19 protein-coding genes are annotated in these 24,061 nt (G+C 73.0%); 8 read left to right on the forward strand and 11 right to left on the reverse strand.

The window, feature by feature from the left end:
• Window positions 1–58 precede the first annotated feature (58 nt).
• From ACFVXG_RS08440 to pdxH, 5 genes are all read right to left on the reverse strand, one after another.
• Window positions 59–1,237 carry an FxsB family cyclophane-forming radical SAM/SPASM peptide maturase gene (locus ACFVXG_RS08440; RefSeq protein WP_387925531.1) on the reverse strand — a complete coding sequence of 393 codons (1,179 nt, stop codon included), beginning with the start codon at window positions 1,235–1,237 and terminating at the stop codon, window positions 59–61.
• Between the two features lie 44 nt (window positions 1,238–1,281).
• Window positions 1,282–5,295 (reverse strand): FxSxx-COOH system tetratricopeptide repeat protein, encoded by a 4,014-nt coding sequence (gene fxsT / locus ACFVXG_RS08445; protein WP_387925532.1) that lies wholly within the window; start codon window positions 5,293–5,295, stop codon window positions 1,282–1,284.
• Window positions 5,292–6,689 carry a TIR-like protein FxsC gene (locus ACFVXG_RS08450; protein ID WP_387925534.1) on the reverse strand — a complete coding sequence of 466 codons (1,398 nt, stop codon included), beginning with the start codon at window positions 6,687–6,689 and terminating at the stop codon, window positions 5,292–5,294. The genes fxsT and ACFVXG_RS08450 overlap by 4 nt, the downstream gene beginning before the upstream one ends.
• A gap of 132 nt (window positions 6,690–6,821) precedes the next feature.
• Window positions 6,822–7,016, reverse strand: coding sequence for an FxSxx-COOH cyclophane-containing RiPP peptide (fxsA, locus tag ACFVXG_RS08455; RefSeq protein ID WP_350504982.1), 195 nt, complete (start codon window positions 7,014–7,016; stop codon window positions 6,822–6,824).
• A gap of 228 nt (window positions 7,017–7,244) precedes the next feature.
• The gene (pdxH, locus tag ACFVXG_RS08460) at window positions 7,245–7,877 is read right to left on the reverse strand and encodes a pyridoxamine 5'-phosphate oxidase (RefSeq protein ID WP_387925767.1); all 633 of its coding nucleotides are present in this window, start codon (window positions 7,875–7,877) and stop codon (window positions 7,245–7,247) included.
• A gap of 418 nt (window positions 7,878–8,295) precedes the next feature.
• Between pdxH and ACFVXG_RS08465 the strand changes: the two genes are divergently transcribed.
• Both ACFVXG_RS08465 and serC read left to right on the forward strand, forming a co-directional pair.
• Window positions 8,296–9,396 (forward strand): citrate synthase 2, encoded by a 1,101-nt coding sequence (locus ACFVXG_RS08465; RefSeq protein ID WP_387925536.1) that lies wholly within the window; start codon window positions 8,296–8,298, stop codon window positions 9,394–9,396.
• A gap of 150 nt (window positions 9,397–9,546) precedes the next feature.
• The gene (serC, locus tag ACFVXG_RS08470; protein ID WP_350504980.1) at window positions 9,547–10,671 is read left to right on the forward strand and encodes a phosphoserine transaminase; all 1,125 of its coding nucleotides are present in this window, start codon (window positions 9,547–9,549) and stop codon (window positions 10,669–10,671) included.
• 302 nt (window positions 10,672–10,973) lie between these two features.
• Here serC and thpR read toward each other — a convergent pair whose 3' ends face one another.
• Window positions 10,974–11,561 (reverse strand): RNA 2',3'-cyclic phosphodiesterase, encoded by a 588-nt coding sequence (thpR, locus tag ACFVXG_RS08475; RefSeq protein ID WP_387925538.1) that lies wholly within the window; start codon window positions 11,559–11,561, stop codon window positions 10,974–10,976.
• 46 nt (window positions 11,562–11,607) lie between these two features.
• On the opposite strand from thpR, the gene ACFVXG_RS08480 reads away from it, so the two are divergent.
• Window positions 11,608–12,126 (forward strand): GNAT family N-acetyltransferase, encoded by a 519-nt coding sequence (locus tag ACFVXG_RS08480; protein ID WP_387925540.1) that lies wholly within the window; start codon window positions 11,608–11,610, stop codon window positions 12,124–12,126.
• A gap of 79 nt (window positions 12,127–12,205) precedes the next feature.
• Here ACFVXG_RS08480 and ACFVXG_RS08485 read toward each other — a convergent pair whose 3' ends face one another.
• Both ACFVXG_RS08485 and ACFVXG_RS08490 read right to left on the reverse strand, forming a co-directional pair.
• On the reverse strand, window positions 12,206–13,780 hold the full coding sequence (locus tag ACFVXG_RS08485; RefSeq protein ID WP_387925541.1) for an MFS transporter: 1,575 nt from the start codon (window positions 13,778–13,780) through the stop codon (window positions 12,206–12,208).
• Window positions 13,781–13,859: 79 nt separating this feature from the next.
• On the reverse strand, window positions 13,860–14,294 hold the full coding sequence (locus tag ACFVXG_RS08490) for a MarR family transcriptional regulator (RefSeq protein WP_350504977.1): 435 nt from the start codon (window positions 14,292–14,294) through the stop codon (window positions 13,860–13,862).
• Window positions 14,295–14,415: 121 nt separating this feature from the next.
• Here ACFVXG_RS08490 and ACFVXG_RS08495 point away from each other — a divergent pair, with 121 nt between their 5' ends.
• The gene (locus ACFVXG_RS08495) at window positions 14,416–14,838 is read left to right on the forward strand and encodes a VOC family protein (RefSeq protein WP_387925543.1); all 423 of its coding nucleotides are present in this window, start codon (window positions 14,416–14,418) and stop codon (window positions 14,836–14,838) included.
• Between the two features lie 292 nt (window positions 14,839–15,130).
• The gene (locus ACFVXG_RS08500; RefSeq protein WP_387925544.1) at window positions 15,131–15,970 is read left to right on the forward strand and encodes an MHYT domain-containing protein; all 840 of its coding nucleotides are present in this window, start codon (window positions 15,131–15,133) and stop codon (window positions 15,968–15,970) included.
• A 73-nt stretch (window positions 15,971–16,043) separates the two neighbouring features.
• Here ACFVXG_RS08500 and ACFVXG_RS08505 read toward each other — a convergent pair whose 3' ends face one another.
• Window positions 16,044–17,753: a hydrogenase maturation protein gene (locus ACFVXG_RS08505; protein ID WP_387925546.1), complete on the reverse strand. Its 1,710-nt coding sequence runs from the start codon at window positions 17,751–17,753 to the stop codon at window positions 16,044–16,046.
• Between the two features lie 192 nt (window positions 17,754–17,945).
• Complete coding sequence (locus tag ACFVXG_RS08510) at window positions 17,946–18,869, reverse strand: DUF4231 domain-containing protein (RefSeq protein ID WP_387925548.1); 924 nt, start codon at window positions 18,867–18,869, stop codon at window positions 17,946–17,948.
• 130 nt (window positions 18,870–18,999) lie between these two features.
• Between ACFVXG_RS08510 and ACFVXG_RS08515 the strand changes: the two genes are divergently transcribed.
• Window positions 19,000–19,449 carry a VOC family protein gene (locus ACFVXG_RS08515; protein ID WP_387925549.1) on the forward strand — a complete coding sequence of 150 codons (450 nt, stop codon included), beginning with the start codon at window positions 19,000–19,002 and terminating at the stop codon, window positions 19,447–19,449.
• A 62-nt stretch (window positions 19,450–19,511) separates the two neighbouring features.
• Here the strand turns inward: ACFVXG_RS08515 and ACFVXG_RS08520 are convergent, their stop codons facing one another.
• Window positions 19,512–20,972: an NCS2 family permease gene (locus ACFVXG_RS08520; RefSeq protein ID WP_387925551.1), complete on the reverse strand. Its 1,461-nt coding sequence runs from the start codon at window positions 20,970–20,972 to the stop codon at window positions 19,512–19,514.
• Window positions 20,973–21,156: 184 nt separating this feature from the next.
• Here ACFVXG_RS08520 and ACFVXG_RS08525 point away from each other — a divergent pair, with 184 nt between their 5' ends.
• Both ACFVXG_RS08525 and ACFVXG_RS08530 read left to right on the forward strand, forming a co-directional pair.
• Window positions 21,157–21,480: a DUF2530 domain-containing protein gene (locus ACFVXG_RS08525; RefSeq protein ID WP_387925553.1), complete on the forward strand. Its 324-nt coding sequence runs from the start codon at window positions 21,157–21,159 to the stop codon at window positions 21,478–21,480.
• A 52-nt stretch (window positions 21,481–21,532) separates the two neighbouring features.
• Window positions 21,533–23,989, forward strand: coding sequence for an HAD-IC family P-type ATPase (locus ACFVXG_RS08530; RefSeq protein WP_387925554.1), 2,457 nt, complete (start codon window positions 21,533–21,535; stop codon window positions 23,987–23,989).
• Window positions 23,990–24,061: the final 72 nt, after the last annotated feature.

A 24,061-nucleotide genomic window follows, 5' to 3' on the forward strand; every position in this document is an offset into this window, starting at 1 on the left:
CCCGCTCGGTCCCGCCCATGACCCGGACGGGCGAGCGCACCCCGCGCCCACCGCCCCGCTACCGCCGCCGCCCGGCCCCGGCCAGCTCCGCCACCCCGGCCCGCAGCCGCCCCGCGATGTGCCGGATCAGCCGGTCCAGGTCGGCACAGTAGACGGAGGGGTGCCCGAAGCCGTCCGCCGCGTAGCGGTGGGCGTAGAGCCCGCCCCCGCAGACCCGCACCAGCGGGCAGGCCGCGCACACCGGCCCGAGCCCGTCGAGGCCGCGCTGGCGGGCCCGGAAGGCCGGGTGGGCGGCGGCCTCCGCGAAGCCGTGCCGCCACACGTCCAGGCCCGTCCCGGCGGCGCCGTCGTACGCCACCTTGAGGCTGTCGGCCTGCTCGATGGTGCCGTCCGCCTCGATCACCACCAGGTCGACCGGCGCCAGCCCGACCGCCTCGCTGGCGGCCCGCCCGCCGAGCAGCAGGACGGACAGCTCCTCGAACAGTCGCACCCCGGTCTCCCGGTACGGCGCGTCGTACCAGCGGTCGAACGCGGCGATCAGCCAATCCCCGTACGGCGCGGGCTCGGTGGGCCCGGGCGGCCCGACCGGGAGGGCGCGGTGGACGCCGGCCGGCTGCGCCGACCAGGTGGCGTGCGGCAGCAGCAGGTCGAGCCGGGGCGGGGCGAACTCCAGCAGCGCCTGGTAGGTGGCGACCGGGTCGGCGGCCAGGTCGACGACGCACAGCAGGCCGGCGAACAGCTCCCGGTGCCGGTCGGAGCCGAGCAGCCGGACGGCCGCCGCGGTGCGCTCCCAGCTGCCGGCGCCGGAGGGCAGCCGCCGGTGCCGGTCGTGGTCGGTCCGGGTGCCGTCCAGCGAGACCGCCACGCCGACCCGGTGGCGGTGCAGCACGTCGAGCAGCGCGGGTTCGTCCAGCAGCCGCAGCCCGTTGGTCTGCAGGCTGAACCGGACCCGCGGCCCGTCGTCCGCGATCCGGGCCAACTCGGCCAGCAAGGCGTCCAGATGGGCCGCCCCGACGAGCAGCGGCTCGCCGCCGTGCAGCACCACGGAGACCTCGTCGAGCCCCTGTCCGGCCGCGTGCTCGGCGATCCGCCGGGCGGTGCGGCGGACGGTGGCGAGCTCCATCCGCCGCGGCCGCTCGCGCCAGCTCCGGTCGGCCCCCTCGTACACGTAGCAGTAGTCGCAGGCGAGGTTGCAGCGGCTGTGGATCTTCAGCAGGAACTGCCGGAACGGCACCATGCGCGTGAACCTAGCACCGCCCGGCAACAATTCCTGACCGCCCGTCACACGTGCGGGGGTTCCACGTCCGAGTCGAGCCTGGTGCCCGCCTTCACGGCGACCGTGGTCGGGTGCTCCTCCCCCAGGGTGACCCGGGCCCGCCGGATGCAGTCGGCCCGCAGGTCGGCGGCCCGCTCGGTCTCCCCGATCGCCGCCAGGGTCAGCGACAGGTTGGAGTTGATGCCGATCGAGTCGTAGTGGTCCGGGCCGAGCGCCTCGGTCATCAGCGGCGCCGCCTCCTGTTCCAGGGCGAGGGCGGCCCGGATCTCGCCGCCCAGCGCCAGGTCGTTCGCGTGGTTCATCATCGCGATCGGGATGTAGAGGTGGTGCGAGCCGAGCACGGCCCGGAACTGGGCGAGCGTCCGCCCGGACAGTTCGCGGGCCTCGGCGACCCGGCCGGCCAGCCGTAGGTAGACCGCGAGGTTGTTGGCCCCGGCCAGGGTGACCGGGTGCTCCTCGCCCAGGTAGTCGCGGTACCGCGCGAGGGCCCGTTCGGCCAGCGGTATGGCCCGCTCGGTGTCGCCGAGCGCGTTGAGGTCGCTGGCCAGGTTGGTGGCGGCGGCCAGGGTGTCGGGGTGTTCGGGGCCGTTGATGTCCAGGTAGCGCTGGTAGATGTCCTCGTCGATCTCCAGGGCCTCGTGGTAGCGCCCGGCCCGGCGCAGCGCCACCGCGAGGTTCTTCCGGGCGCGCAGGGTGTCGGTGTGGTTGTCGCCGATGGTCTGCTGGTAGATCCGGACGGTCTCCTCCAGCAGGTCCAGCGCCTCCCGCAGCCGTCCGGTCTCGCGCAGGTCGCGGGCGTAGTTGGAGGCGGAGGAGAGGGCGTAGAGGCTGTGCGCGCCGAGGGCGTCGCGCTGCTGGAGGTAGTTGCTGCGGTGGCGTTCCAGGGCGGCGCGGCGGTCGCCGGCCAGGTAGTCGGAGACGGCGAGGTTGTTGGTGATCATCAGGGTGCGCGGGTGGTCCGGCCCGAGGGTGCGCCGGGCCGCGTCGAGGGTCCGGCGGTCGAGCGTCCGGGCCTCGTCGTAGCGGCCGAGGAAGCGCAGGTCGGCGCCGAGGCTGTTGGCGACGGCGAGGGTGTGGGAGTGCTCGGGGCCCAGGGTGGCGGTGAACCGGTCGAGGATGTCCCGGTCCATCTCGTACGCCTCCTGGAGGGCGCCCTGGGAGCGGCGGATGTTGCTCAGCTGGGTGCGCAGCATGAGGGTCTGGGCGTCGTTGTCGACGTCGAAGTCGGGCCCGCCGTAGCCGTCCTGGCGCCAGTGCTCCAGGGTGCGTTCGGCGAGTTCCCGGCCGGATTCGTGCAGGCTGCGCTTCCACTGGTAGCGGACCGAGTCGATGATCCACTGCCGGACGTCCTCGTCGGCGCTGTCGACGGCGCCGGACGGCCAGAGGTGGGGCAGGAGTTCGGCGTACTCGGCCCAGTTGGCGGGGATGTCCGGGTCGCCGGGGTTGGCGGTGGCCAGGGCGGCGTGGACGACGCCGCGCAGTTCGGCCTGCCGCTCCTCCTCGACCTGGTCCCGGAGCACCGCCTGGACCAGCCGGTGGACGGTGATGGTCTCGCTGCCCTGGTCGGTGCGGGCCAGCCCGAACCGGTTGATGGCGCGCAGGAACTCGCCGATCGCCAGCTTGTCGCGCGGCGCGCGCGGGGGCAGCCGCAGGGCGCGGGTGACGGCCCGGCTGTAGAGCAGCCGCATCGGGATGGCGTCGGGGCCGAAGAAGGCGCAGATCTCCAGGATCTGGGCGGCCGGGGCGTTCATCCGGCGCAGCTCCTCGACCGAGATGCGCCAGGTGGCGGCCGCGGAGTGCGGGTACTCGGCGGTGCGCAGCCGGGTGCGTTCGAGCATCTCGGTGAGCTCGTCGTCGAGCAGTTCGAGGTAGGTGGCGATCGGCATCGACGTCTCCTGGAGCCAGACGGCGGCCTGGCCGACGGCGAGCGGGAGGTCGCCGAGCCGCTGGGCGACCTGGTCGGCGTCCTCCGGGGAGAGGCCGCCGTTGAAGCGGCGCAGCAGCCGGATGCTCTCCTCGCGCAGGAAGACGTCGACCTCGACCAGGCCGGCGTGCCGGGCCCAGCCCTGGTTGCGCGAGGTGATCAGGACGTGCCCGCCGGAGGAGCCGCCGGGCTGCCAGGGGGCGAGTTCCTCGGGGGTGCCGGCGTTGTCGAAGACCAGCAGCCAGCGGCGGTACGGGTGGCCGCGGCGCAGCGCGTCGAGCACGGCGGCGGCGGTGTGGGCGACGTCGTCGCTGGTGGGCACGCCGAGCCGGGGGGCGAGTTCGGCGAGCTTCTGCGGGATGTTGGCGGGCTCCTCGGCGGGCACCCACCAGATCACGTCGTAGGCGGCCTTGAAGCGGTGCGCGTACTCGGCGGCGATCTGGGACTTGCCGGCGCCGCCGAAGCCGTAGAGGACCTGGCTGAGGACGGCGGCGGGGCCGCCGGTGAAGCGGTTGCGGAGCAGTTCGAGCAGCTTGCCGCGGCCGATGAAGGCGGCGTTGCGCGAGGGCGCCTCCTGGACCTGCGGGGCGGTGCCGGGGAACCGGGCGGGCGCGATGAACTCGCCGCTGTCGGTGTCGAACTGGCGGTTGCTGCCGGGCGGCGGGCCGAGTTCGCCGTACAGCTGGGCCTCGGCGCCGGTCGCGGAGGAGCGGACCAGGTCGGGCACCGCCTGGCCGATGAACGGGCGGGGCACCGGCTCGTCCGAGTCCTGCAGCCGAAGGGCGACCAACGCCGAGGTGCCGGACGGGAGTTCGCGCCCCTGGAGGAGCTGCCAGACCTCGCCGGCCCGGGGCAGCGCGGTGTACTCGGGCGAGAGCAGCGCGAGCAGCCGGCCCTGGCCGTCGAGCGGCCCGGCGACCTCCGGCGGGCGCTGGCCGGTGTACGGATCGGCGGCGTTGTGCAGGGAGGTCTGGTAGCCGAAGCGGGTGAGGGTGGCGGCCGCCCACTCGGCCCACATCCGGTCCTCGGGCGCGTAGCTGACGTACACCTGGCGGGGCACCGCCCGGGCCGAGCGCAGGTAGGCGCCGTACAGCCGGCGGCGGGCCTCGGAGCTGAGCGGGCGCAGCGAGCGGACCCGCCCGTCGGTGATCCACTCGGCCAGCCGCTCGAAGGCGTTGAGCAGGCTGCGCGCCTCCTGCGGCCGGTCGGCGACGGTGGCGGGCACCTCCTCGTAGGCGTAGAAGGGCTTGTACGGCACCTCCACGTCGGCCCAGTACGCGGCCCGGCGGTCCCCGGACAGCCAGCGGCCGAGGTAGGGGGCGAAGGCCTCGCGGGCGAAGTCCCGTCCGGCTTCGAGGCGTTCCTGTTCGGCGTCCTCGACCCGCATCGGCACCGGCAGGACCCGGATGGCCCGCTCCTCGGCCTCGGCGATGGCCTTGGCGGCGTCGACGCCGCCGCGGATGTTCTGGGCGCTGAAGGTGAAGCAGTCGACCACGGTGTCGGGCATCAGGACGGTGCAGATGCCGGAGGTGTCGCTCACGCCGGTGCGGCTGTCGATGAGCACGTAGTCGTAGCTGCGGGCCCAGCGTTCGCGCAGTTCGCGCAGGAACTCGCCGCCGCGGATGTCCCGGCCGTGGTAGAAGCTGCGCCAGTTGAAGCTGGTGACGGCGGCCGCGTAGGCCGCGTTCTGGCGGCCGGCCGGGAGGAAGTCGAGCCGGCCGCCGGCCGGCAGGTCGAGGGCGAGGCCGCAGGTGTAGCCCTCCAGCCGCCCGGGTTCGTCCAGCCAGGCGGCCGGGGGCCGGCCGGTGGGGCCGGACGCGGAGGGCAGCGCCTGCTTGACGTAGCCGCGCAGCAGGTCGATCAGGCCGTCGGTGGAGTGGAGTTCGGGGTCGACCAGCAGCGGGTGGTAGTAGCGGTGCAGGCCGGGCGCCTCCAGGTCCCAGTCGACCACCAGGACGCGCAGGCCCCGGCTGGCGAGGATCCAGCCGACGTTGGCGAGTGCCATGGTCCGGCCGGTGCCGCCCTTGAACGAGTAGAACGTGACGACCGAACCCGGTCCGCCGCGTCCCGGCTCCGTGCCGGGCTCGATGCTCATCGTCCGTCTCCCCTCAGCGGGACTGAGCCGTCGTGGCTGCCCGGGCGCTGGCCGGGCAGGTCGTTCGGTGGCGGTTCCGGTTCGCGGCGCGCGGACGGGCTCCGCGGCGCGCCGGAGGGGTCGGGCGGGCCGGCCGGGATGGCCAGGCCCGGCATGTCCGGGCCGCCGCCCGGACCGAAGCCGAAGGCGTCGCCGCCATCGTCCCCCCAATCCAAGTTGTCGTCCATGAGCTTGTTCTGAGCAACCGTCACCATGATGGCGAGGTCGCTGTCGAAGCTCTCCTGGCTCACTTTGACCCGGAACAAGTGCTCCGGGTCGCGCCGGCGCAACCAGTTGCGGCGGAACACCGCGCGCACGCCGGTCCACGGCGCTTCGCGCTCCCCGTCCGGGTCGCTGCCGCCGATCGGCACGACCACGCCGGTGACCGGGTGGTTCTGGTCGTCGTACTCGCGCAGGGCCGGCCGGTAGCGCTCGTTCTCGGCCGCCCACGGGTCCACCAGCAGGACGCTGACCTGGCTGTCCTCCCGGGCCTGGTCGAGCTTCTCGCCGAGACCGGCGCCGACCTCCTCCAGGGAGGTGATGTGCCCGGCGTTGGTGATCACCTGCTGGGCGCGGGAGGCCAGCGAGGGCTGGGCGGGCGGGTAGAACGGCGTCCAGTTCCAGGGCTTGGCCCCGTACCAGCCGCCCGGGCGGGAGCCGCCCTCGGCGGCGGCCTCCGAGGCCCGGCCGGCCGCGATGAACAGCCGGACCATGCCGGGTTCGGCGGCGGGCGCGGGCGCGGCCGGTCCGGGGAAGTAGCCGCGGACGGCGTCCAGGTCGAACTCGGGCAGTTCGGCGAGCCGCCGGACGGCGGCGTCCCGGACCCGTCCGGCGACGACCCGGACGACCTGCCGGTAGGCGTCCTGCTGGGCGGTGCGCAGCAGGGCGCGCAGGCCGTGCCGGGCGTAGGCCTCGCCCATGTCCGGCTGGGCCCACTGGATCTTGGTGACCTCGGTGACGAGGTCCCCGGGGGCGACCGGCTCCCAAAGCACCGGGATCAGGGCCGAGACCAGCTCCGCGGTCTCCTCGTGGTGGCGCCGCACCCGGCCGCGGAAGGCCGTCCACTCCTTGCCGCAGTAGAGGCTGGAGAAGTAGGCCGGGGAGTAGAGCGCGACCATGGTCCGGCTGCGGCCGAGCATCAGCGCGAGCTTCTCGGCCCATTCGTCGCCGAGCCGGAGCCGTTCGGTGTCCCGGAAGGCGAGCTCGTCGGCCTGGACGGCCGGACCGAGGATGCGCCCGAGTTCGTCCCTCAGGTCGTTGAAGAACTGGTCGACGAAGGCGTCCCCCGCCTCGAAGTCCCGACGCGCGTAGCTGAAGAAGAAGTACGGGCGCTGCTGCTGTTCCCGTTCACTCACCTGTTCCCCCCGACCCTGACGGTGCCGTGACGGCGCTGGTTTCTTACCCAGCATGTCGTGAACTGCACCAGCAGGAGGGAGAGTTGGCGAATTCGTTCGCCTCCGGGGGTTTAGCCCGTGGTCAGCGGCGGGTCAGCGGAGTTCGAGTGCCGACTGGAAGGCGGCCAGCGGCTCCGCCCCGGGGGTCAGGGCGTCCGCCACGACCCGGCGCAGCAGGTCGCCGAGGACGGTGTCGGGCAGGGCGTCGAGCTCGTCGAGCGGCAGGGCGGCGACGTCGACCAGGTCGGAGTCGAGTCCAGCGACGGTTTCCGCACCGGTGACGCCCATCAGTCCCTTAGTCCCTCGCTACGATGCACGCAGGCACGACCCGATCACGCAGGCACAGCGGGCCGGTAGCCGAAAAATCCTCGACTCCGGTCCGCGACGCGCACATTCTACACAAAACGGTGACGGTGCGTCAGATCCGGGTGCCCGCCGCGCCCGGACGCGCGACACTGCGCCCCGCGGCCCGGCCCCACGACCCCCGCGGCACGACCCCCGCCGTCACCCCCGCCGTCACGGGCAGAGCCGCTCCACCCGCCAGCCGGTGGGGCCCGCCGGGTCGGCGAGGTAGCGCAGGCGGTCGTGCAGCCGGTTCGCGCGCCCCTGCCAGAACTCGACCGCCTCCGGGACGACCCGGTAGCCGCCCCAGAACGGCGGGACGGGCACGCCCTCGCCCTCGGGGTAGCGGCGCTCCAGGTCGGCGTAGCGCTGTTCGAGGACGGCGCGGCTGTCGATCGGGCTGGACTGTTCGCTGGCCCAGGCGCCGAGTTGGGAGCCGTGCGGGCGGGTGCGGAAGTAGGCGGCGGTCTCGTCCCGGCCGACCTTCTCCACCCGGCCCTGGACGATCACCTGGCGGCCCAGCGCGATCCACGGGAAGAGCAGCGCGGCGTACGGGTTGACGGCGAGCTCCGAGCCCTTGCGGGAGCCGTAGTTGGTGAAGAACACGAAGCCGCGGGCGTCGAAGCCCTTGAGCAGGACGGTGCGCGAGCTGGGCCGGCCCTGGGCGTCGGCGGTGGAGAGCACCATGGCGTTGGGCTCCACCACCCCGGCGGCGTCCGCCTCGTGGAACCAGCGGGCGAACTGCCCGATCGGCTCGGGCGCGAGCTGCTCCTCGGCCAGGCCCTCGTGGCTGTAGTGCTCGCGCATCACGGTGGGGTCCGGACCGGGGCGGGCCTCGTCGGCCGGGGTGCGGGTGGCGGGGCTCAGGGGCGTCGACTGGGCGCGTTCCGGGGTCTGCACGCCAACATCATCCCGTACGACAAGCAACCGGCACCGCTACCTCCGGACAAACCCCGCTCGGAGATATGGTGACTCGCCACCGCTTGGCTGCCCGCCGTGCGGGGAATTGTCCGGAACCGGGTGCCCGGTCGCGGAAGTCCCCCGGGCCCGACCGACCCCTGAACGGGAAGGCCGAGCGGTCCGAGGGGAAACATCACCGCGGTGGTGTCTGGCGCAATGCACCCCGTGCCTGTCACTCTGGCACCGAGTGCCAACCACGATTCGGTCACTGGAGCGCCGCCCCACCACAGCGGAGCACCGATCACAGAACTGAAGGAGCCGTCGTATGTCCGACTTCGTACCCGGGCTTGAGGGAGTCGTCGCGTTCGAGAGCGAGATCGCCGAACCCGACCGTGAAGGCGGCGCCCTGCGGTACCGCGGTGTCGACATCGACGACCTGGTCGGCAACGTCTCCTTCGGCCACGTCTGGGGCCTGCTGGTGGACGGCAAGTTCAACCCCGGCCTGCCGGCCGCCGAGCCCTTCCCGATTCCCGTGCACTCCGGTGACATCCGGGTCGACGTCCAGTCCGCGCTCGCCATGCTCGCCCCGGTCTGGGGCCTCAAGCCGCTCCTCGACATCTCCGCCGAGCAGGCCCGCGACGACCTCGCCCGGGCCGCCGTGATGGCGCTGTCCTACGTCGCCCAGTCCGCCCGCGGCCAGGGCCTGCCGATGGTCCCGCAGAGCGAGATCGACAAGGCCGAGACGGTCGTCGAGCGGTTCATGATCCGCTGGCGCGGCGAGCCGGACCCGAAGCACGTCAAGGCCGTCGACGCCTACTGGACGTCCGCCGCCGAGCACGGCATGAACGCCTCCACCTTCACCGCCCGGGTCATCGCCTCCACCGGCGCCGACGTCGCGGCCGCGCTCTCCGGCGCGGTCGGCGCGATGTCCGGCCCGCTGCACGGCGGCGCCCCCTCCCGCGTGCTCGGCATGATCGAGGAGATCGAGCGCACCGGCGACGCCACCGCCTGGGTCAAGAACGCGCTGGACAAGGGCGAGCGCCTGATGGGCTTCGGCCACCGCGTCTACCGCGCCGAGGACCCGCGCGCCCGCGTGCTGCGCCGCACCGCCAAGGAGCTCGGCGCGCCGCGCTTCGAGGTCGCCGAGGCGCTGGAGAAGGCCGCGCTGGAGGAGCTGCACAACCGCCGCCCGGACCGCGTGCTCGCCACCAACGTCGAGTTCTGGGCCGCGATCATGCTGGACTTCGCCGAGGTCCCGGCGCACATGTTCACCTCGATGTTCACCTGCGCCCGGACCGCCGGCTGGTCGGCGCACATCCTGGAGCAGAAGCGCACCGGTCGCCTCGTGCGCCCCTCCGCGCGCTACATCGGCCCCGGCCCGCGCCGCCCCGAGGAGATCGAGGGCTGGGACGCCATCGGGCACTGACCCCGCGTCGGAAGACCTGAACAACCGCCTCTGACCAGCGGGTCCGGCTCCGAGCCGGGCCCGCTGTCGGCGTCCGGGGCAGTGAAGATCACAGTCTCAGCGTGCGGACGACCGTATCCCGGGCCAGTCCTGCGCCGGTAGGCTGCGCGCGTGGCTCAGATCCAGATCCCCGCTGACATCAAGCCCGCAGACGGCCGTTTCGGCTGCGGACCGTCCAAGGTGCGCCCCGAGGCCCTGAGTGCCCTCGCCGCCACCCAGACCTCCCTGCTCGGCACCTCGCACCGCCAGGCCCCGGTCAAGAACCTGGTCAAGCGCGTGCGCGAGGGCGTGAGCAGCCTGTTCTCGCTGCCGGAGGGCTACGAAGTCGTCCTCGGCAACGGCGGCTCCACCGCCTTCTGGGACATCGCCGCCTTCGGCCTGGTGCGGGAGAAGTCCCAGCACCTGGACTTCGGCGAGTTCTCCTCGAAGTTCGCCTCCTCGGTCAAGGCCGCCCCGTGGCTGGCCGAGCCGACGGTGATCAAGACCGCCCCGGGCACCCACCCGCTGCCGGTCGCCGAGGCGGGCGTGGACGTCTACGGCCTCACCCACAACGAGACCTCGACCGGTGTCGCGATGCCGATCAAGCGTCCGGTGGGCGCGGACGAGGGCTCGCTGGTGCTGGTGGACGCCACCTCGGGCGCCGGCGGCCTGCCGGTGGACATCACCGAGACGGACGTCTACTACTTCGCCCCGCAGAAGTCCTTCGCCTCCGAGGGCGGCCTGTGGCTGGCCACCTTCTCCCCGGCCGCCCTGGAGCGCGCCGCCGAGATCGCCGGCTCCGGCCGCTACATCCCGCCGTTCTTCTCGCTGCCGACGGCCATCGACAACTCGTCGAAGGACCAGACGTACAACACCCCGTCGCTCGCCACCCTGTTCCTGCTGGCCGACCAGCTGGAGTGGATCAACGGCAACGGCGGGCTGGACTGGGCCGTCGCCCGTACGGCCGACTCCTCGTCCCGGCTGTACACCTGGGCCGAGAAGTCCTCCTTCGCGACCCCGTTCGTGGCGAACCCCGCCGAGCGCTCCCAGGTGGTCGGCACCATCGACTTCGACGAGTCGGTGGACGCCGCCGCGGTCGCCAAGGCACTGCGTGCCAACGGCATCGTGGACACCGAGCCGTACCGCAAGCTGGGCCGCAACCAGCTGCGCATCGCGATGTTCCCGGCGATCGACCCGGCGGACGTCGAGGCGCTCACCCACTGCATCGACCACGTGGTCGAGCAGCTGGCCGGCTGAGCCCGCTCCGAGGACACGGCTGAGGGCCACCGCCTGCGGGCGGTGGCCCTCTGGCCGTTCCAGGGTCGTCGGCGGCCGGCCCGGGCCGGGGCAGGGCCAGTCGGGCAGCCGGGGCCGGGTGCCGACCGGCTCGGCCGGGGCTACTTGCCGGCCAGCGAGCTGATCAGCACGACGACCAGCAGCAGCACCAGGGTGCCGGAGACGATGCGCATTCGAGTCTTGGGATCCACGGTCAACGAGCGTACCTCCGGCTCACACCCACGCGAATTCCGAGCCCCCGCCCGACCCGACCCTCACACCGCTCAGCCCCAGTCCGCCAGCGCCCAGGAGCGCAGCGACTCGTAGTGGGCGAAGCCCCCGGCCAGGTCGCTCTTCATCAGGTGCAGCTCGGCGGCCTCCCACTCCGGCCCCCGGTAGTCCGCCAGCGCCGCCGCCAGCCCCTCCAGCTCGGCCGCCGCGACCCGCTGGACGGCCCGCCGGTGGCCGCGCGAGGAGCCGGCCCGGGCCAGGGTGAGGTGCGGGTGGAAGGCGAAGGCGTCGGCCTCCCCGGTCAGCTCGGCGGCGGCCCCGGCCACGGCCTCCGCGAGCCCGCGCAGCGCCCAGGTCCGCCCCTCGACCCCGGCCCAGAGCACCCGGTCGCCGAACCGGCCGGCGCCGGCGATCCGCAGCCGGTGCGCCGGGTGCACCTCGGCGACGGCCGCCAGGGCGCTCTCCAGCTCCGGCAGCCGCTCGGCCGGCACCTGGCCGAGGAAGGCCAGGGTCAGGTGCCAGCCCTCGACGGTGGTCCAGCGCAGCCGGTCCGCCCCGGGCAGCCCGTGCAGCGGCGCGACGGCGTCGGAGAGCCCCTGGAGCGCCTCGACGGGCGGCAGGACCGCGACGAACAGTCTCATGATCCAAGCTTCCCTCGCCCAGCCGTTCGGTGTAGAACGGATTTCCATGAAGATCCGCAACGGGGGGTCCGCGGACGTCCCCGACATCCTGTCCCTGCTCGACGGCGCCGTCTCCTGGCTGGCCGGGCAGGAACGCGCCGGCCAGTGGGGCGACCAGCCCTTCAGCACCGACCAGGCCCGCATCGACCAGGTCACCGGGTACGCCGAGGAGCCCTTCCTGATCCGCCTCGCCGTGGACGAGGACGGTCGCACCGTCGGCTGCTGCGTGCTGGCCGAGCAGCGCGGCAAGTACGTCCCGGTCTCGGCGGAGCCCGAGCTCTTCGTCCGCCTCCTGGTCACCGACCGCAGCCGCAAGGGCTCCGGCATCGGCGCCACGCTGATCGCCGACGCGCTCGAGGAGACCCGTCGGCGCGGCCACGGGCTGCTGCGGGTGGACTGCTACGCGGGCAACGACCGCAAGCTGGTCAGCCAGTACCGGGCGCTCGGCTTCAGCGAGTTGGAGGGCTTCGAGGTCGAGCAGCCGGCCGGCGTCTGGCCCGGCCAGGTGCTGGAGATCCGGCTCTGACGCCCCCCTCCAAAACGCTCCACTTTGACGAGCCGTCAGAAAGCCCCGAGGGCGCACCCCGGGGCTTTCTGATGAATCATCAGCAGGCAGGCGCCAGCTCGGACTTGCGCGCCGGGGCGACGCGCGGCACGACGGCCACCACGCGCCCGCCGCGACCGGGGTGCAGGTCGACCCGCACCTTCAGGTCCGCACTGCGGGCCAGCACCAGGCCGACCGCGCCGGCCGCCAGCGCGGACACCAGGCCGCAGGCCAGCAGGCCCAGCCGGGGCCCGTACGAGGCGGTGACCCAGCCGACGACCGGGGCGCCGATCGGCGTGCCGCCGGTGAAGACCAGCACCAGCAGGCCCATCACCCGACCGCGCATCTCGGGGTCGGTGCCGAGCTGCAGCATCGAGTTGACCGAGGTGTTGAAGCTCAGCCCGAACACCCCGATCAGGGTCAGCAGCAGCGCGAAGGTCCAGTAGTCGGGCGCGAAGGCCGCGACCACTTCCAGGGTGCCGAAGGCCAGCGCCGCGCCGACCAGCCGGCGCAGCCGGGGCGCGCCGCGGCGGGCGGCGAGCAGCGCGCCGGCCAGCGAGCCGACGGCCATCGCGGTGTTCAGCAGGCCGTACTCGCCGGCCCCCACCTTGAAGGTGTCGTGGGCGAATCCGGCGAGCAGCGTCGGGAAGTTGAACCCGAAGGTGCCGATGAAGCCGGCCAGCACCATCGGCCAGAGCAGCTCGGGCCGCTCCTTCACGTACCGCAGGCCCTCGCGCAGCTGGCCCTTCTCGCGGGCGATCGGCTCGGTCGGGCGCAGCTCGGACTCCCGCATCGCGAGCAGCCCGCCGATCACGGCGGCGAAGGACAGCGCGTTGACGGCGAACGCCCAGCCGCTGCCGACCGCGGCGATCAGCAGGCCCGCGACGGCGGGGCCGACCAGCCGGGCGGTCTGGAAGTTGGCGGCGTTCAGGCTGACGGCGTTGGCGAGGCCCTTGGGGCCGACCATCTCGGACACGAAGGCCTGTCGGGTCGGGTTGTCGACCACGGTGACCAGGCCGAGCAGCAGGGCGAAGCCGTACACGTAGTACGGGGTCACCACGTCGCCGATGGTCAGCACGGCCAGGCCCGCGGCGAGCAGGCCCATCGCGCCCTGGGTGTAGATCAGCAGCCGGCGCTTGGGCATCCGGTCGGCGAGCACGCCGCCGAACAGGCCGAGCAGCAGCATCGGCAGGAACTGCATGGCGGTGGTGATGCCGACCGCGAGCGGGCTGCCGGTCAGGCTCAGGACCAGCCAGTCCTGGGCGATCCGCTGCATCCAGGTGCCGGTGTTGGACACCACCTGGCCGGCGAAGTAGTAGCGGTAGTTGCGAACGCGCAAGGAGGAGAACATCCCCCGGGGCCTGGTGAACTCGGCGCCTGTGGGGGACGAGGCCGATCGGGTTCGGCCCTGAGCGGCGGAGTCCGCCGCGGTGCGTTCGTCGGGGTCGTCGTCGCCGCTGCCGGGCAGTCCGCTGGGGGCGGGGGCCTGGGCGTCGGCGGCCGCGGTGCGGTCCGCGGCGGGGTCGGTGGTCGGGTCGGTGGTACGGGCGGCGGCGCTGGCTGCGGCCGGCGGTGTCACGGTGGTCTCCCCTCGCGGCGCGACGACCCCGGCGGGGGCCGTCGCGCTCCTGGTCATGGTGGTCGGTCCTGCGGTGATGCGGGCTCCTTCTCCTCCCGGCGGCCGGCCGGGGTCGGTGTGCCTCGAGCTGTGCGAGTTACAGGTGGGCGAGCTTGTAGAGCACGGGCGCGGCCTCCCTGAGGACGGCCCATTCCTCGTCGTCGAGCCCCTGGGCGAGCTCGGCGAGCCAGGCGTTTCGGCGCCGACGGCTCTCCGCGAGGATCGCCTCGGCCTGCTCGGTGCTGCTGACGACCACCTGGCGGCGGTCCTCGGGGTGCGGCTCCCGCCGCACCAGCCCCTTCTCCTCCAGCATCGCGACGATCCTGGTCATCGATGGAGGCTGCACGTGCTCCTTCCGGGCGAGCTCACCCGGCGTCGCCTTCCCGCACCGGGCGAGGGTACCCAGCACCCCCATCTCGGTAGGACTCAGCGACTCCTCCACCCGTTGGTGTTTGAGTCGTCGGGAGAGGCGCATCGTGGACGACCGCAGCTGTGAGATCGCTGCGAGGTCCGGCTCGGACATCTCGGGCATCTCTTTAGCTTACGTCATTACCCTAGCTAAAGAAAAACGGGTTCCCACCGCGCCGGAGGATCGGCCCGGTGCCATATTGGTGATGGGTGATCGTTCCCCCTCCCGGAAGGGCCGACCAGACATGTCCGACCTCGCCTCCGAGCAACCCGCGCACTCCGCACAGTCCGTGCCGGACGACTCCGGCTTCGCCCGGCTCGCCATGGTCACCATCGACTGCGCCGACCCGGTCGCGCTGGCGTCGTTCTACGGCGAGCTGCTGGGCTGGGAGACCCGCCACGTGGACGAGCGCTTCGCGATCCTGGACAACCCGGAGGGCGGCAGCCCGCTGGGCTTCGGACGGGTGACGGGCTACCGGCCGGAGCCGTGGACCGAGCCGGACGGCAGCAAGCACTTCCACCTGGACTTCTACGTCGACGACCTGGAGGAGTCCACCGCCAAGGCCCTCGCGCTCGGCGCGACCGAGCCGAGCTACCAGCACGGCCGCACGCTCAAGGTGCTGATCGACCCGGCTGGCCACCCGTTCGGGCTGGCCCCGTTGGAGTAACGTACGAAGCCGCCCGCAGGACGTGCGCAGGCGGTGTCAGGGCTTGGTGCCGAGATCTTGCAGGCCGCGTAAAGGTCCATCCTGACCTGGGATTTCACGAAAAGCACGAACCTTGTGCGACTACCTGACAGTGGTTACTGTCCCGGGTTGTCAGGGGCATCACCACGCCAGGTCTCCCCTTCGGCGGAGCCCCTCCGCGCCCGTCTGCGCGCGAACCCCCCATTCCACGGCCTCCGGCCGACCCCCTCCGCCCGAACCCTGGCGCCCGCAACCCCTCGTCCAGGGAGCTCAATTGGGTGAGATCCATCATGCCGACCACGGCTGGGTGACACCGGCGGTCTCGTACTTCGTCGCCTGCCTCGGCGCCTTCGTGGCGCTGCGCAGCGCCCGTTGGGCGCTCGTCTCGCAGGGCCGGACCCGGGCCGTCTGGCTGCTCTTCGCCTCGACCTCGCTCGGCGCCGGCATCTGGTCGATGCACTTCATCGCGATGCTGGGCTTCTCCGTCACCGGTGCCGAGATCACCTACCAGCCGGGGCTCACCGTGCTCAGCCTGCTGGTCGCCGTCGCGGTGGTCGGCATCGGGCTGTTCACCGTCGGGTACTGGCGCAGCAGTCCCGTGCTGTCCCTGCTGGTCGGCGGGCTGACCACCGGGCTCGGGGTCGCCGCGATGCACTACCTGGGCATGGCCGCGATGGTGCTGCCCGGCCGGCTCGGCTACGACCACGTCACGGTGTGGCTGTCGGTCGGCATCGCGGTGTTCGCCGCGACGGCCGCGCTCTGGGCCGCGCTGAACATCCGGGGCACCCTCGCCGTCCTGGCGGCCGCGCCGGTGATGGGCGTCGCGGTCTGCGCGATGCACTACACCGGCATGGCCGCGCTCTCGGTCCGACTGGACGCCTCGCAGCCCACCCAGGACGGGGTGATGGCGCTGCAGTTCATCTTCCCGCTCGGGGTCGGGCTCGGCTGCTACGTGTTCTTCGGCTCGCTGGCCTTCGCCGTCTCCCCGAGCAAGCCGTCCACCCAGCCGCTGCTGGTCGGCCCGGCGGCCCCGCTGCCCCCGCGGGCGGCCCGCGTCCCCGAGCAGCGGCAGCGGCGGCGCCAGCCGCTGGACGGCGCCACCGCCCGGCGCTGAGCAGCGCACACGAAGCCGACGGCCGGCCGGGTCCCGCACCCCGGCCGGCCGTCGTCGTTCCGGGAGACGGGCCCTAAGGCCGGCCGAGCAGTCCGGTCAGGTGCTCCGGCGTGGCCACCGGGCAGGCCTTGCGCACGAAGTCCCGCCGCAGCGCGTGGTACGGCTCGCCCGCCCGGTAGAAGTTGGCGTGCATCCGGCGCAGTTCCTCCGCCCGGTACTCGGCCAGCGGCTTCGCCTCCTCGTCCTCGGCCCGGCGGCGCTTCTTGTCCACCAGCCGCCCGGTGAGCTCCGGCGAGGCGGCCAGCCGGGCGGCCTCCCGGGCCGTCCAGCGGCGGAACTCCGCCGCGTCCCCGCCGGCCGTGCGGTCCACCAGGCCGATCCGGCGGGCGTGTTCGGCCCCGACCGGGAGCGCCTCGGTGGTGAGCCGCTCGGCCTGCTCGGCGCCGACCCGGGCCGGCAGGGTGTACGTCCAGTACTCGGAGCCGTACAGGCCCATCAGCCGGTAGTGCGGGTTGAGCACCGCCGAATCCCGGCACCACACCTCGTCGGCGGCCAGCGCCATCATCAGGCCGCCGGCCGCCGCGTTCCCGGCCAGCGCGGCGACGGTCAGCTTGTCGTCGGTGGTCAGGACGGCCTCGACCAGGTCGTCCATCGCGTTGATGTTCTCCCAGGACTCCAGCGCCGGGAAGGCCGCGCCCTCGATGACGTTGAGGTGGATCCCGTTGGAGTAGAAGTCCCGCGGCGCGCCCAGCACCAGCACCGAGGTGGGCCGGTCGGCGGCCGCCCGGTAGGCGGCCAGCAGCCGGCGGCACTGCTCGGTGCTCATCGCCCCGCCGGCGTAGCCGAATTCGAGGAAGCCGACCTCGCCGTCCTCGTGGTAGCGCAGCTCCGACCAGGTGGTCCGCCGGGCGGCCTGCTCCGGGGTCACCGGCACCTCGCGGACCCGGTGCAGCTCGTCGGCGAGCACCGTCGCGGCGGGCAGCTTGAAGGTGACCGGCCCGCCGGGGGTGCGGCGCGGACGCAGCTGGGGGATCCAGACCGCGCCGTCCACGGTGGCCCGGCAGATCGCGCCGTCCCGGGTGGCGAGCACGGCGCCGGGCTCGGGGCCGCGCAGCTCGTCCTCGGGGTGGCCGCCGTGCAGGAAGAACTCGCGCCCGTACAGCTCGTCCAGCACGCCGGGCTGGGAGTCGGCGGCGCGCAGCTTGCGCAGCACGGTGGCGGTGTCGTCGTGCTGCCAGTCGATCCGGCGGGCCTCCTGGCGCAGCAGGGGCCGCAGTTCGCCGCGCACGTCGGGGCGGTCGTAGTCCAGCGGCTCGGGGGTGTACAGCCCGCCCTCGTACCGCTGGACGGCCAGCAGGACCGCCTCGACGGCGGCGTCCGCGACCTCGCCCCGGTACAGCTCGCTCTTGCCGCAGTCGGGGACGGGGAACTCGACGGAGGCCCAGATGTCGCCCGCGTCCATCTCCTCGACGGCCTGCAGCACGGTGACGCCCCAGCGCCGGGCGTCCTCGGTGATCGCCCAGTCGAGCGAGGAGGGGCCGCGGTCGCCCTTGGGGCCCGGGTGCACGATCAGGACCGTCCGGGTCGACCAGATGTCGGCCGGGACGGCCCTGGTGAGCATCGGGCAGACGATCAACTCCGGGTCGACCCGGGCCACCGCCTCCCTCATCTGCTCGTCGCCGAGGGCGAGTTGGACGGCGACCTGGTGGCCGCGCTCGCGCAGCTCGAGGTGGACGCGCTGGGTCAGGCTGTTGAACGCGGTGGCGATCAGGAGAATGCGCACAGGGGGCCTCCGAGCAGGGACTGCGGGTCGCGCGGAGGTGATGAAACCAGGGCATGGACACGTAATGGTCACGTTCCGCGCCCCGGCGCCCCACTCTCACGCACCCCGCACACCTGTGCCCCCGGCGTGGCCCCGCTTCGCCGGATCTCCCCATCCCCTCCCCGCAGTTGGGCTGGCGCCGGAGGGGAAGCGTCAGCGCGGGAACGCCCGGCGGGCCCGCCAGGTGGTGTGCTCGCGGGAGACGGCGTCCTCGGCCTCGGCGGCCAGCCGCGCCCAGCGCTCCTCGGCGTCCGGCGTCTTGAGGTCGAGGTCGGACAGCTGGTTGCCGACGTTCTCCAGTTCGCGCGCGGCCAGCTGGTACGCGGCGGCCAGCGGGCGCAGCTGCTTGAGCTGGGTCCAGGCGATGATCGCCGCGGCCGCGGCCGAGCTGGCGCCGAAGATGTGCACCTCCAGGGCGCCGGTGGCCTGGGCGATCGCCGCCGCGGCGCCGATGATGATCAGCGTCGCGATGCCGAGCCCCCAGGAGACCGCCTGGGACTCGCAGGAGTCGGCCCGGGAGCGGTACCAGGTCCGCTGGCTCTCGACCCGGGTGCGCAGGTAGAGGGTGCGCCGGGCGGCGATGTTCCCGGCCCGGGCCCGGCGCATCTCCTCGGTGATCTCCGGGACGCTGCCGGGCGGCACGATCTCCGGGTCCTCGAAGGCCCGCAGCACGTCCTCGACCTGCAGCAGGTAACCGCGGTCGGCGTCCGGCGAGTCGGCCTCGCCGCCGAACGGCCGGGCCCGGACGCTGTACTTCCAGGCCAGCGTCTTGACCGACTCCGCCGCCGCCCGCGCCTCGTACCACCGGCCCTGCGGGTTGCTGCGCCGCAGCCGGGACCAGAAGTAGCCGGCGATCAGGAAGGCGGCCACCGAGAACAGTGGCTTGATATCGCTGTCGCCCTTGTGGTCCGGGCCCGGGAGCGAGCCGATCAGCGCGGCGACCACCAGCATGGCGATCAGTCCGCGGTGCCAGCGGAGCGTCTCGCGCTGCCCGTCCAGCGAGGCCTTGTCCGCCCGCCAGAACAGCTCCGGCAGCAGTCGCGCCTCGACTCCCCCGGGCGGATCCTGTTGCACCATCGGTCGAGTCCCCTCCCCATCTCCGTCCAGGCAGTATTCCCGCCGCCAACTGCCCTACACGGTCGCCTTTTTGACACCTTCCGACCGCCGGTGATTGCCCCTCCCAGCGGTAACCGATATAACCGGTTACATGCCGCTGCACTGGAAACTCGTCATCGACTGCGCCGACCCGCACCGCCAGGCCGCCTTCTGGGGCGCCGCCCTCGACTACACCGTCGAGGACCACGCCGCCCTGATCGCCCGACTGCTGGACGCCGGCGCGATCACCCCGGACGCCCTCACCGAGGTGGACGGCCACCCGGCCTGGCGCACCCTCGCCGCGGTCCGCCACCCCGAGGACCCGTACGACCCGGCCTCCGACACCGGCCTCGGACGCCGCATCCTGTTCCAGGCCGTCCCGGAGGAGAAGCGGGCCAAGAACCGCCTCCACCTGGACGTCCACCCCGGCCCGGGCGAGCGCGCGGCCACCGTCACCCGCCTCGAAGCCCTCGGCGCCACCGCCCTGCGCGAGGTCGCCGAGCCCGGCGGCGCCTGGACCGTCATGCAGGACCCGGAAGGCAACGAGTTCTGCGTGCACTAGGAGAAACGCCGAGGGCCCTCCCCGCGTCGATGCGGGGAGGGCCCTCGGGAGCCGTACGACTGTCAGAGCAGGCCGAAGGCCGGCATCAGGTAGTAGAAGGCGAAGACCCCCGCCACCACGTACAGCGCCACCGGCACGCTGCGGCCGCGGCCGGCGGCCAGCCGCAGCACGCAGAAGGCGATGAAGCCGAAGCCGATGCCGTTGGTGATCGAGTAGGTGAACGGCATCATCACGATGGTCAGGAAGGCCGGGATCGCGATGGTGTAGTCCGCCCAGTCGATCTCCTTGATCGAGTTGGCCAGGATCAGGAAGCCGACCGTGACCAGGGCCGGGGTGGCGGCCTGGGCCGGGACCATGGTGGCCAGCGGGGTGAGGAACAGCGCCACCACGAAGAGCAGGCCGGTGACGATCGAGGCGAAGCCGGTGCGGGCGCCCTCGCCGACGCCGGCGGTGGACTCGACGAAGCAGGTGTTGGCCGAGGCGGAGGTGGCGCCGCCGGCCGCGGTGGCGATGCCGTCGACCATCAGGATCCGGTTGATGCCGGGCAGGTCGCCCTTCTCGTCCAGCAGGTGGGCCTCGTCGGCGACGCCGAGGATGGTGCCCATCGCGTCGAAGAAGCAGGACATCAGCACGGTGAAGACGAACAGCACGCCGGTCAGCACGCCGACCTTCTCGAAGCCGCCGAACAGGCTGACCTTGCCGACCAGGCCGAAGTCCGGGGCGGCCACCGGGTTGCCGGGCCAGGTGGGGACGGTGAGGCCCCACTTGAGCGCCGGGACGTCGGCGACCTTGTCGAGCACCAGGGCGAGCGCGGTGGAGGCCGCGATGCTGATCAGGATGGCGCCGGGCACCTTGCGGATGACCAGGACCAGGGTCAGCAGCAGGCCGAACACGAAGACCAGCACCGGGAAGCCGAGCAGGTGGCCGTTGCCGCCGAGCTGGAGCGGGACGGTGGTGTGGGCGGCGTCCGGGATGCGGCTGACGAAGCCGGAGTCGACCAGGCCGACCAGGCTGATGAACAGGCCGATGCCGATCGCGATGGCCTTGCGCAGGCCGAGCGGCACGGCGTTCATGACCCGCTCGCGCAGGCCGGTGGCGACCAGCAGCATGATCGCGAAGCCGGCCAGCACCACCATGCCCATGGCGTCCGGCCAGGTCATCTTGGGCGCGAGCTGGAGCGCCACGATGGTGTTGACGCCGAGTCCGGCCGCCAGGCCGATCGGCACGTTGCCGATCACGCCCATCAGCAGGGTGGTGAGACCGGCGGTGAGGGCGGTGGCGGTGACCAGCTGGGCGCTGTCCAGGTGGGCCCCGGTCATGTCCGTGGCGCTGGCCAGGATGATCGGGTTCAGCACCAGGATGTACGCCATGGTGAAGAAGGTGGCGACACCGCCGCGGATCTCGCGCGGCAGGCTGGAGCCGCGCTCGCTGATCTTGAAGTAGCGGTCCAGGGCGCCGGTGGGGGGCGTGGGCGCGGATTCCGCGGGTTCGGGCGACTCGGTGGTCGGCTGGACCACAGGCATGCGTGCGTCCTCTGTGGGGGAGCTGAGGAGAGGGGGACCGCCCGGGGCGACGGTGGCCGGGCGTGGACCTTTAAGTATGGTTTCCCGGTCGCACACGCGCTATCTTCGCGCGTAGAGCCCGGGCCGGGCCGACCGGGCGCCCGCCACACCCCTCGGGGCCCCCGCGCACCGTACGCTAGGCCCCATGCCCAAGACGCCGCTGCACCCCTCGCCCCCTCCGCTGGAGGCCAATGACGTCGCCATCGTCGGCGCCGGCACGGTGCTGTGGTTCGTCGGCTTCCTCGCCCTGCTCCCCTTCCAGGGCACCCTCTCCGACCACGGCCACGGCACCTGGCCGTGGATCTGCCTCTCCGGCGGGCTGCTCGGCCTGATCGGCCTCTGGTACTGCCGCGCCCGCCGGGACGCGATCGCCCGCAGCCGCGCCGCCGAGGCCGCCGACGCCGCCGCGCGGATGGCGGACGGCGGTGACTCCGGGACCGGTTCCGGCCCTGCCACCCAGTCGGACTGAATAGTCCTTTAGTAGCACGCATCGGACATAAGGCGCCCGTAGAGTCGGTGCCATGACGCAGCCTGCCCAGCCCGCGGAAGAGCAGCCGACTGCCGGAGACCGCCCCGACGGAGCGCACCCGCTCGGGCTGCTGCCCGGCCGGCGCGGCGGCCTGACCACCGCCGAGGTGGCCGAGCGGGTGGCGAACGGACAGGTCAACGACGTACCGGTACGGTCCAGCCGGTCCACCCAGGAGATCGTCCGGGCCAACGTCTTCACCCGCTTCAACGCCATCATCGGCATCATGTTCGGGATCATCCTGATCGTCGGACCGCTCCAGGACGGCCTGTTCGGCCTGGTCATCGTGGCCAACACGGCGATCGGCATCATCCAGGAGCTGCGCGCCAAGAAGACCCTGGACAGCCTGGCCCTGATCGGCGAGGCCAAGCCGCAGGTCCGCCGGGACGGCGCCGTCCAGCAGATCGCCGTCTCCGAGATCGTCCTCGACGACACCGTGCTGCTCGGCATCGGCGACAAGGTGATCGTCGACGGCGAGGTCACCGAGGCGGACGGCCTGGAGATCGACGAGTCGCTGCTCACCGGCGAGCCCGACCCCGTCCTCAAGCAACCCGGCGACCAGGTGATGTCCGGCAGCTTCGTGGTGGCCGGCGCGGGCGCGTTCACCGCCACCAGGGTCGGCCGGGAGGCCTACGCGGCGCAGCTGGCCGAGGAGGCCAGCAAGTTCACCCTGGTGAAGTCGGAGCTGCGCAGCGGCATCAACAGCATCCTGCGGTTCATCACCTACCTGCTGATCCCCACCGCGCTCGGCCTGATCATCAGCCAGCTCGCCGTCGAGGGCCGCGACTGGCGCGAGGCGGTGCGCCGGATGGTGGCCGGCATCGTGCCGATGGTCCCCGAGGGCCTGGTGCTGCTGACCTCGGTGGCCTTCGCGATCGGCGTGATCCGGCTGGGCCGCCAGCAGTGCCTGGTCCAGGAGCTCCCGGCGATCGAGGGCCTGGCCCGGGTGGACACCGTCTGCCTGGACAAGACCGGCACCCTCACCGAGGGCGGCATGGACGTCATCGACCTGCGGGTGATCGCCGACGGCGGGCCGGCCCCGGTCGACCCGGAGACCGTCAAGCACGCGCTCGCCGTGATGGCCGGGACCGACGCCCGCCCCAACCCGTCCATGCAGGCCGTGATCGACGCGTACGGGCGCGGCGACGGCGCCGGCCCGGGCGGCGGCGGCTGGCGGGTGATCGAGGCGATGCCCTTCTCCTCCGCCCGCAAGTGGAGCGGCGTGCAACTGCTGGAGCCCCAGGGCGGCGAGGCCAGCTGGCTGCTCGGCGCCCCGGACGTGCTGCTGCCCGCCGGGCACCCGGCGCTCACCGAGGTGGACGAGCTGGGCGCCCAGGGCCTGCGGGTGCTGCTGCTCGGCCGCACGCCCGTCCCGCTGGACTCCCCCGACCCGGCCGCCGGGCTCACCCCGCTGGCCCTGGTGGTGCTCCAGCAGCGGCTGCGCGCCGACGCCGCCGACACCCTGCGCTACTTCGAGGGCCAGAACGTCCGGGCCAAGGTGATCTCCGGCGACGCGGCCGTCTCGGTCGGCGCGGTGGCCGGCCACCTCGGACTGCCCGGCGCGGACCGCCCACTGGACGCCCGCACCCTGCCGACGGACCCGGAGCAGCTCGCCGAGACCGCCGACCGGACCAGCGTCTTCGGCCGGGTCACCCCGCAGCAGAAGCGCCAGCTGGTCGGGGCGCTGCAGTCGCGCGGCCACACCGTGGCGATGACCGGCGACGGCGTCAACGACGTGCTCGCGCTCAAGGACGCCGACATCGGCGTGGCGATGGGCACCGGCTCGGACGCCACCAAGGCGGTCGCCCAGATCGTGCTGCTGAACGACTCCTTCGCGACCCTGCCCTCGGTGGTCGCCGAGGGCCGCCGGGTGATCGGCAACATCGAGCGGGTCGCGGGCCTGTTCCTGGTGAAGACCGTCTACTCGGTCCTGTTGGCACTGCTGGTGATCTTCACCCACTCGCCGTACCCGTTCCTGCCCCGGCACTCCACCGTGCTGTCCACCCTCACCATCGGCGTGCCGGCCTTCTTCCTCGCCCTCGCCCCCAACAACGAGCGGGCCCGCACCGGCTTCGTGAAGCGGGTACTGCGGCTGGCGATCCCGGGCGGCGCGATCGCCGGCACCGGCACCTTCGTCGCCTACGCGCTGGCCCGGGCCGACCACGCCACCGACCTCAAGGCCGACACCAGCGTGGCCACCCTGACGCTCTTCCTGATCGCGATCTGGGTGCTCGCCATCGTCGCCCGCCCGTACAACTGGTGGCGCCTGCTGCTGATCGGCACCATGGGCTTCGCCTTCGCGCTGGTGCTGCTGGTGCCGTGGCTGTCGGACTTCTTCCAGCTCTCCCTGGTCGGCCAGCGGGACCCGTGGACGGGCGTGGCCATCGCGGTGGTCTGCGGCGTCGTCCTGGAGTTCGCCTGGGCCTGGATGAAGCGCCGCGGCATGGAGTGACACCACCCGGCGTGACACGTCATGGAGTGACACGGCCCGACGCGAGGCGCAGCTCGTAGCATGTCCCCGAAA

This window comes from Kitasatospora sp. NPDC058162 (genome assembly GCF_042884005.1).
GTDB lineage: Bacteria > Actinomycetota > Actinomycetes > Streptomycetales > Streptomycetaceae > Kitasatospora.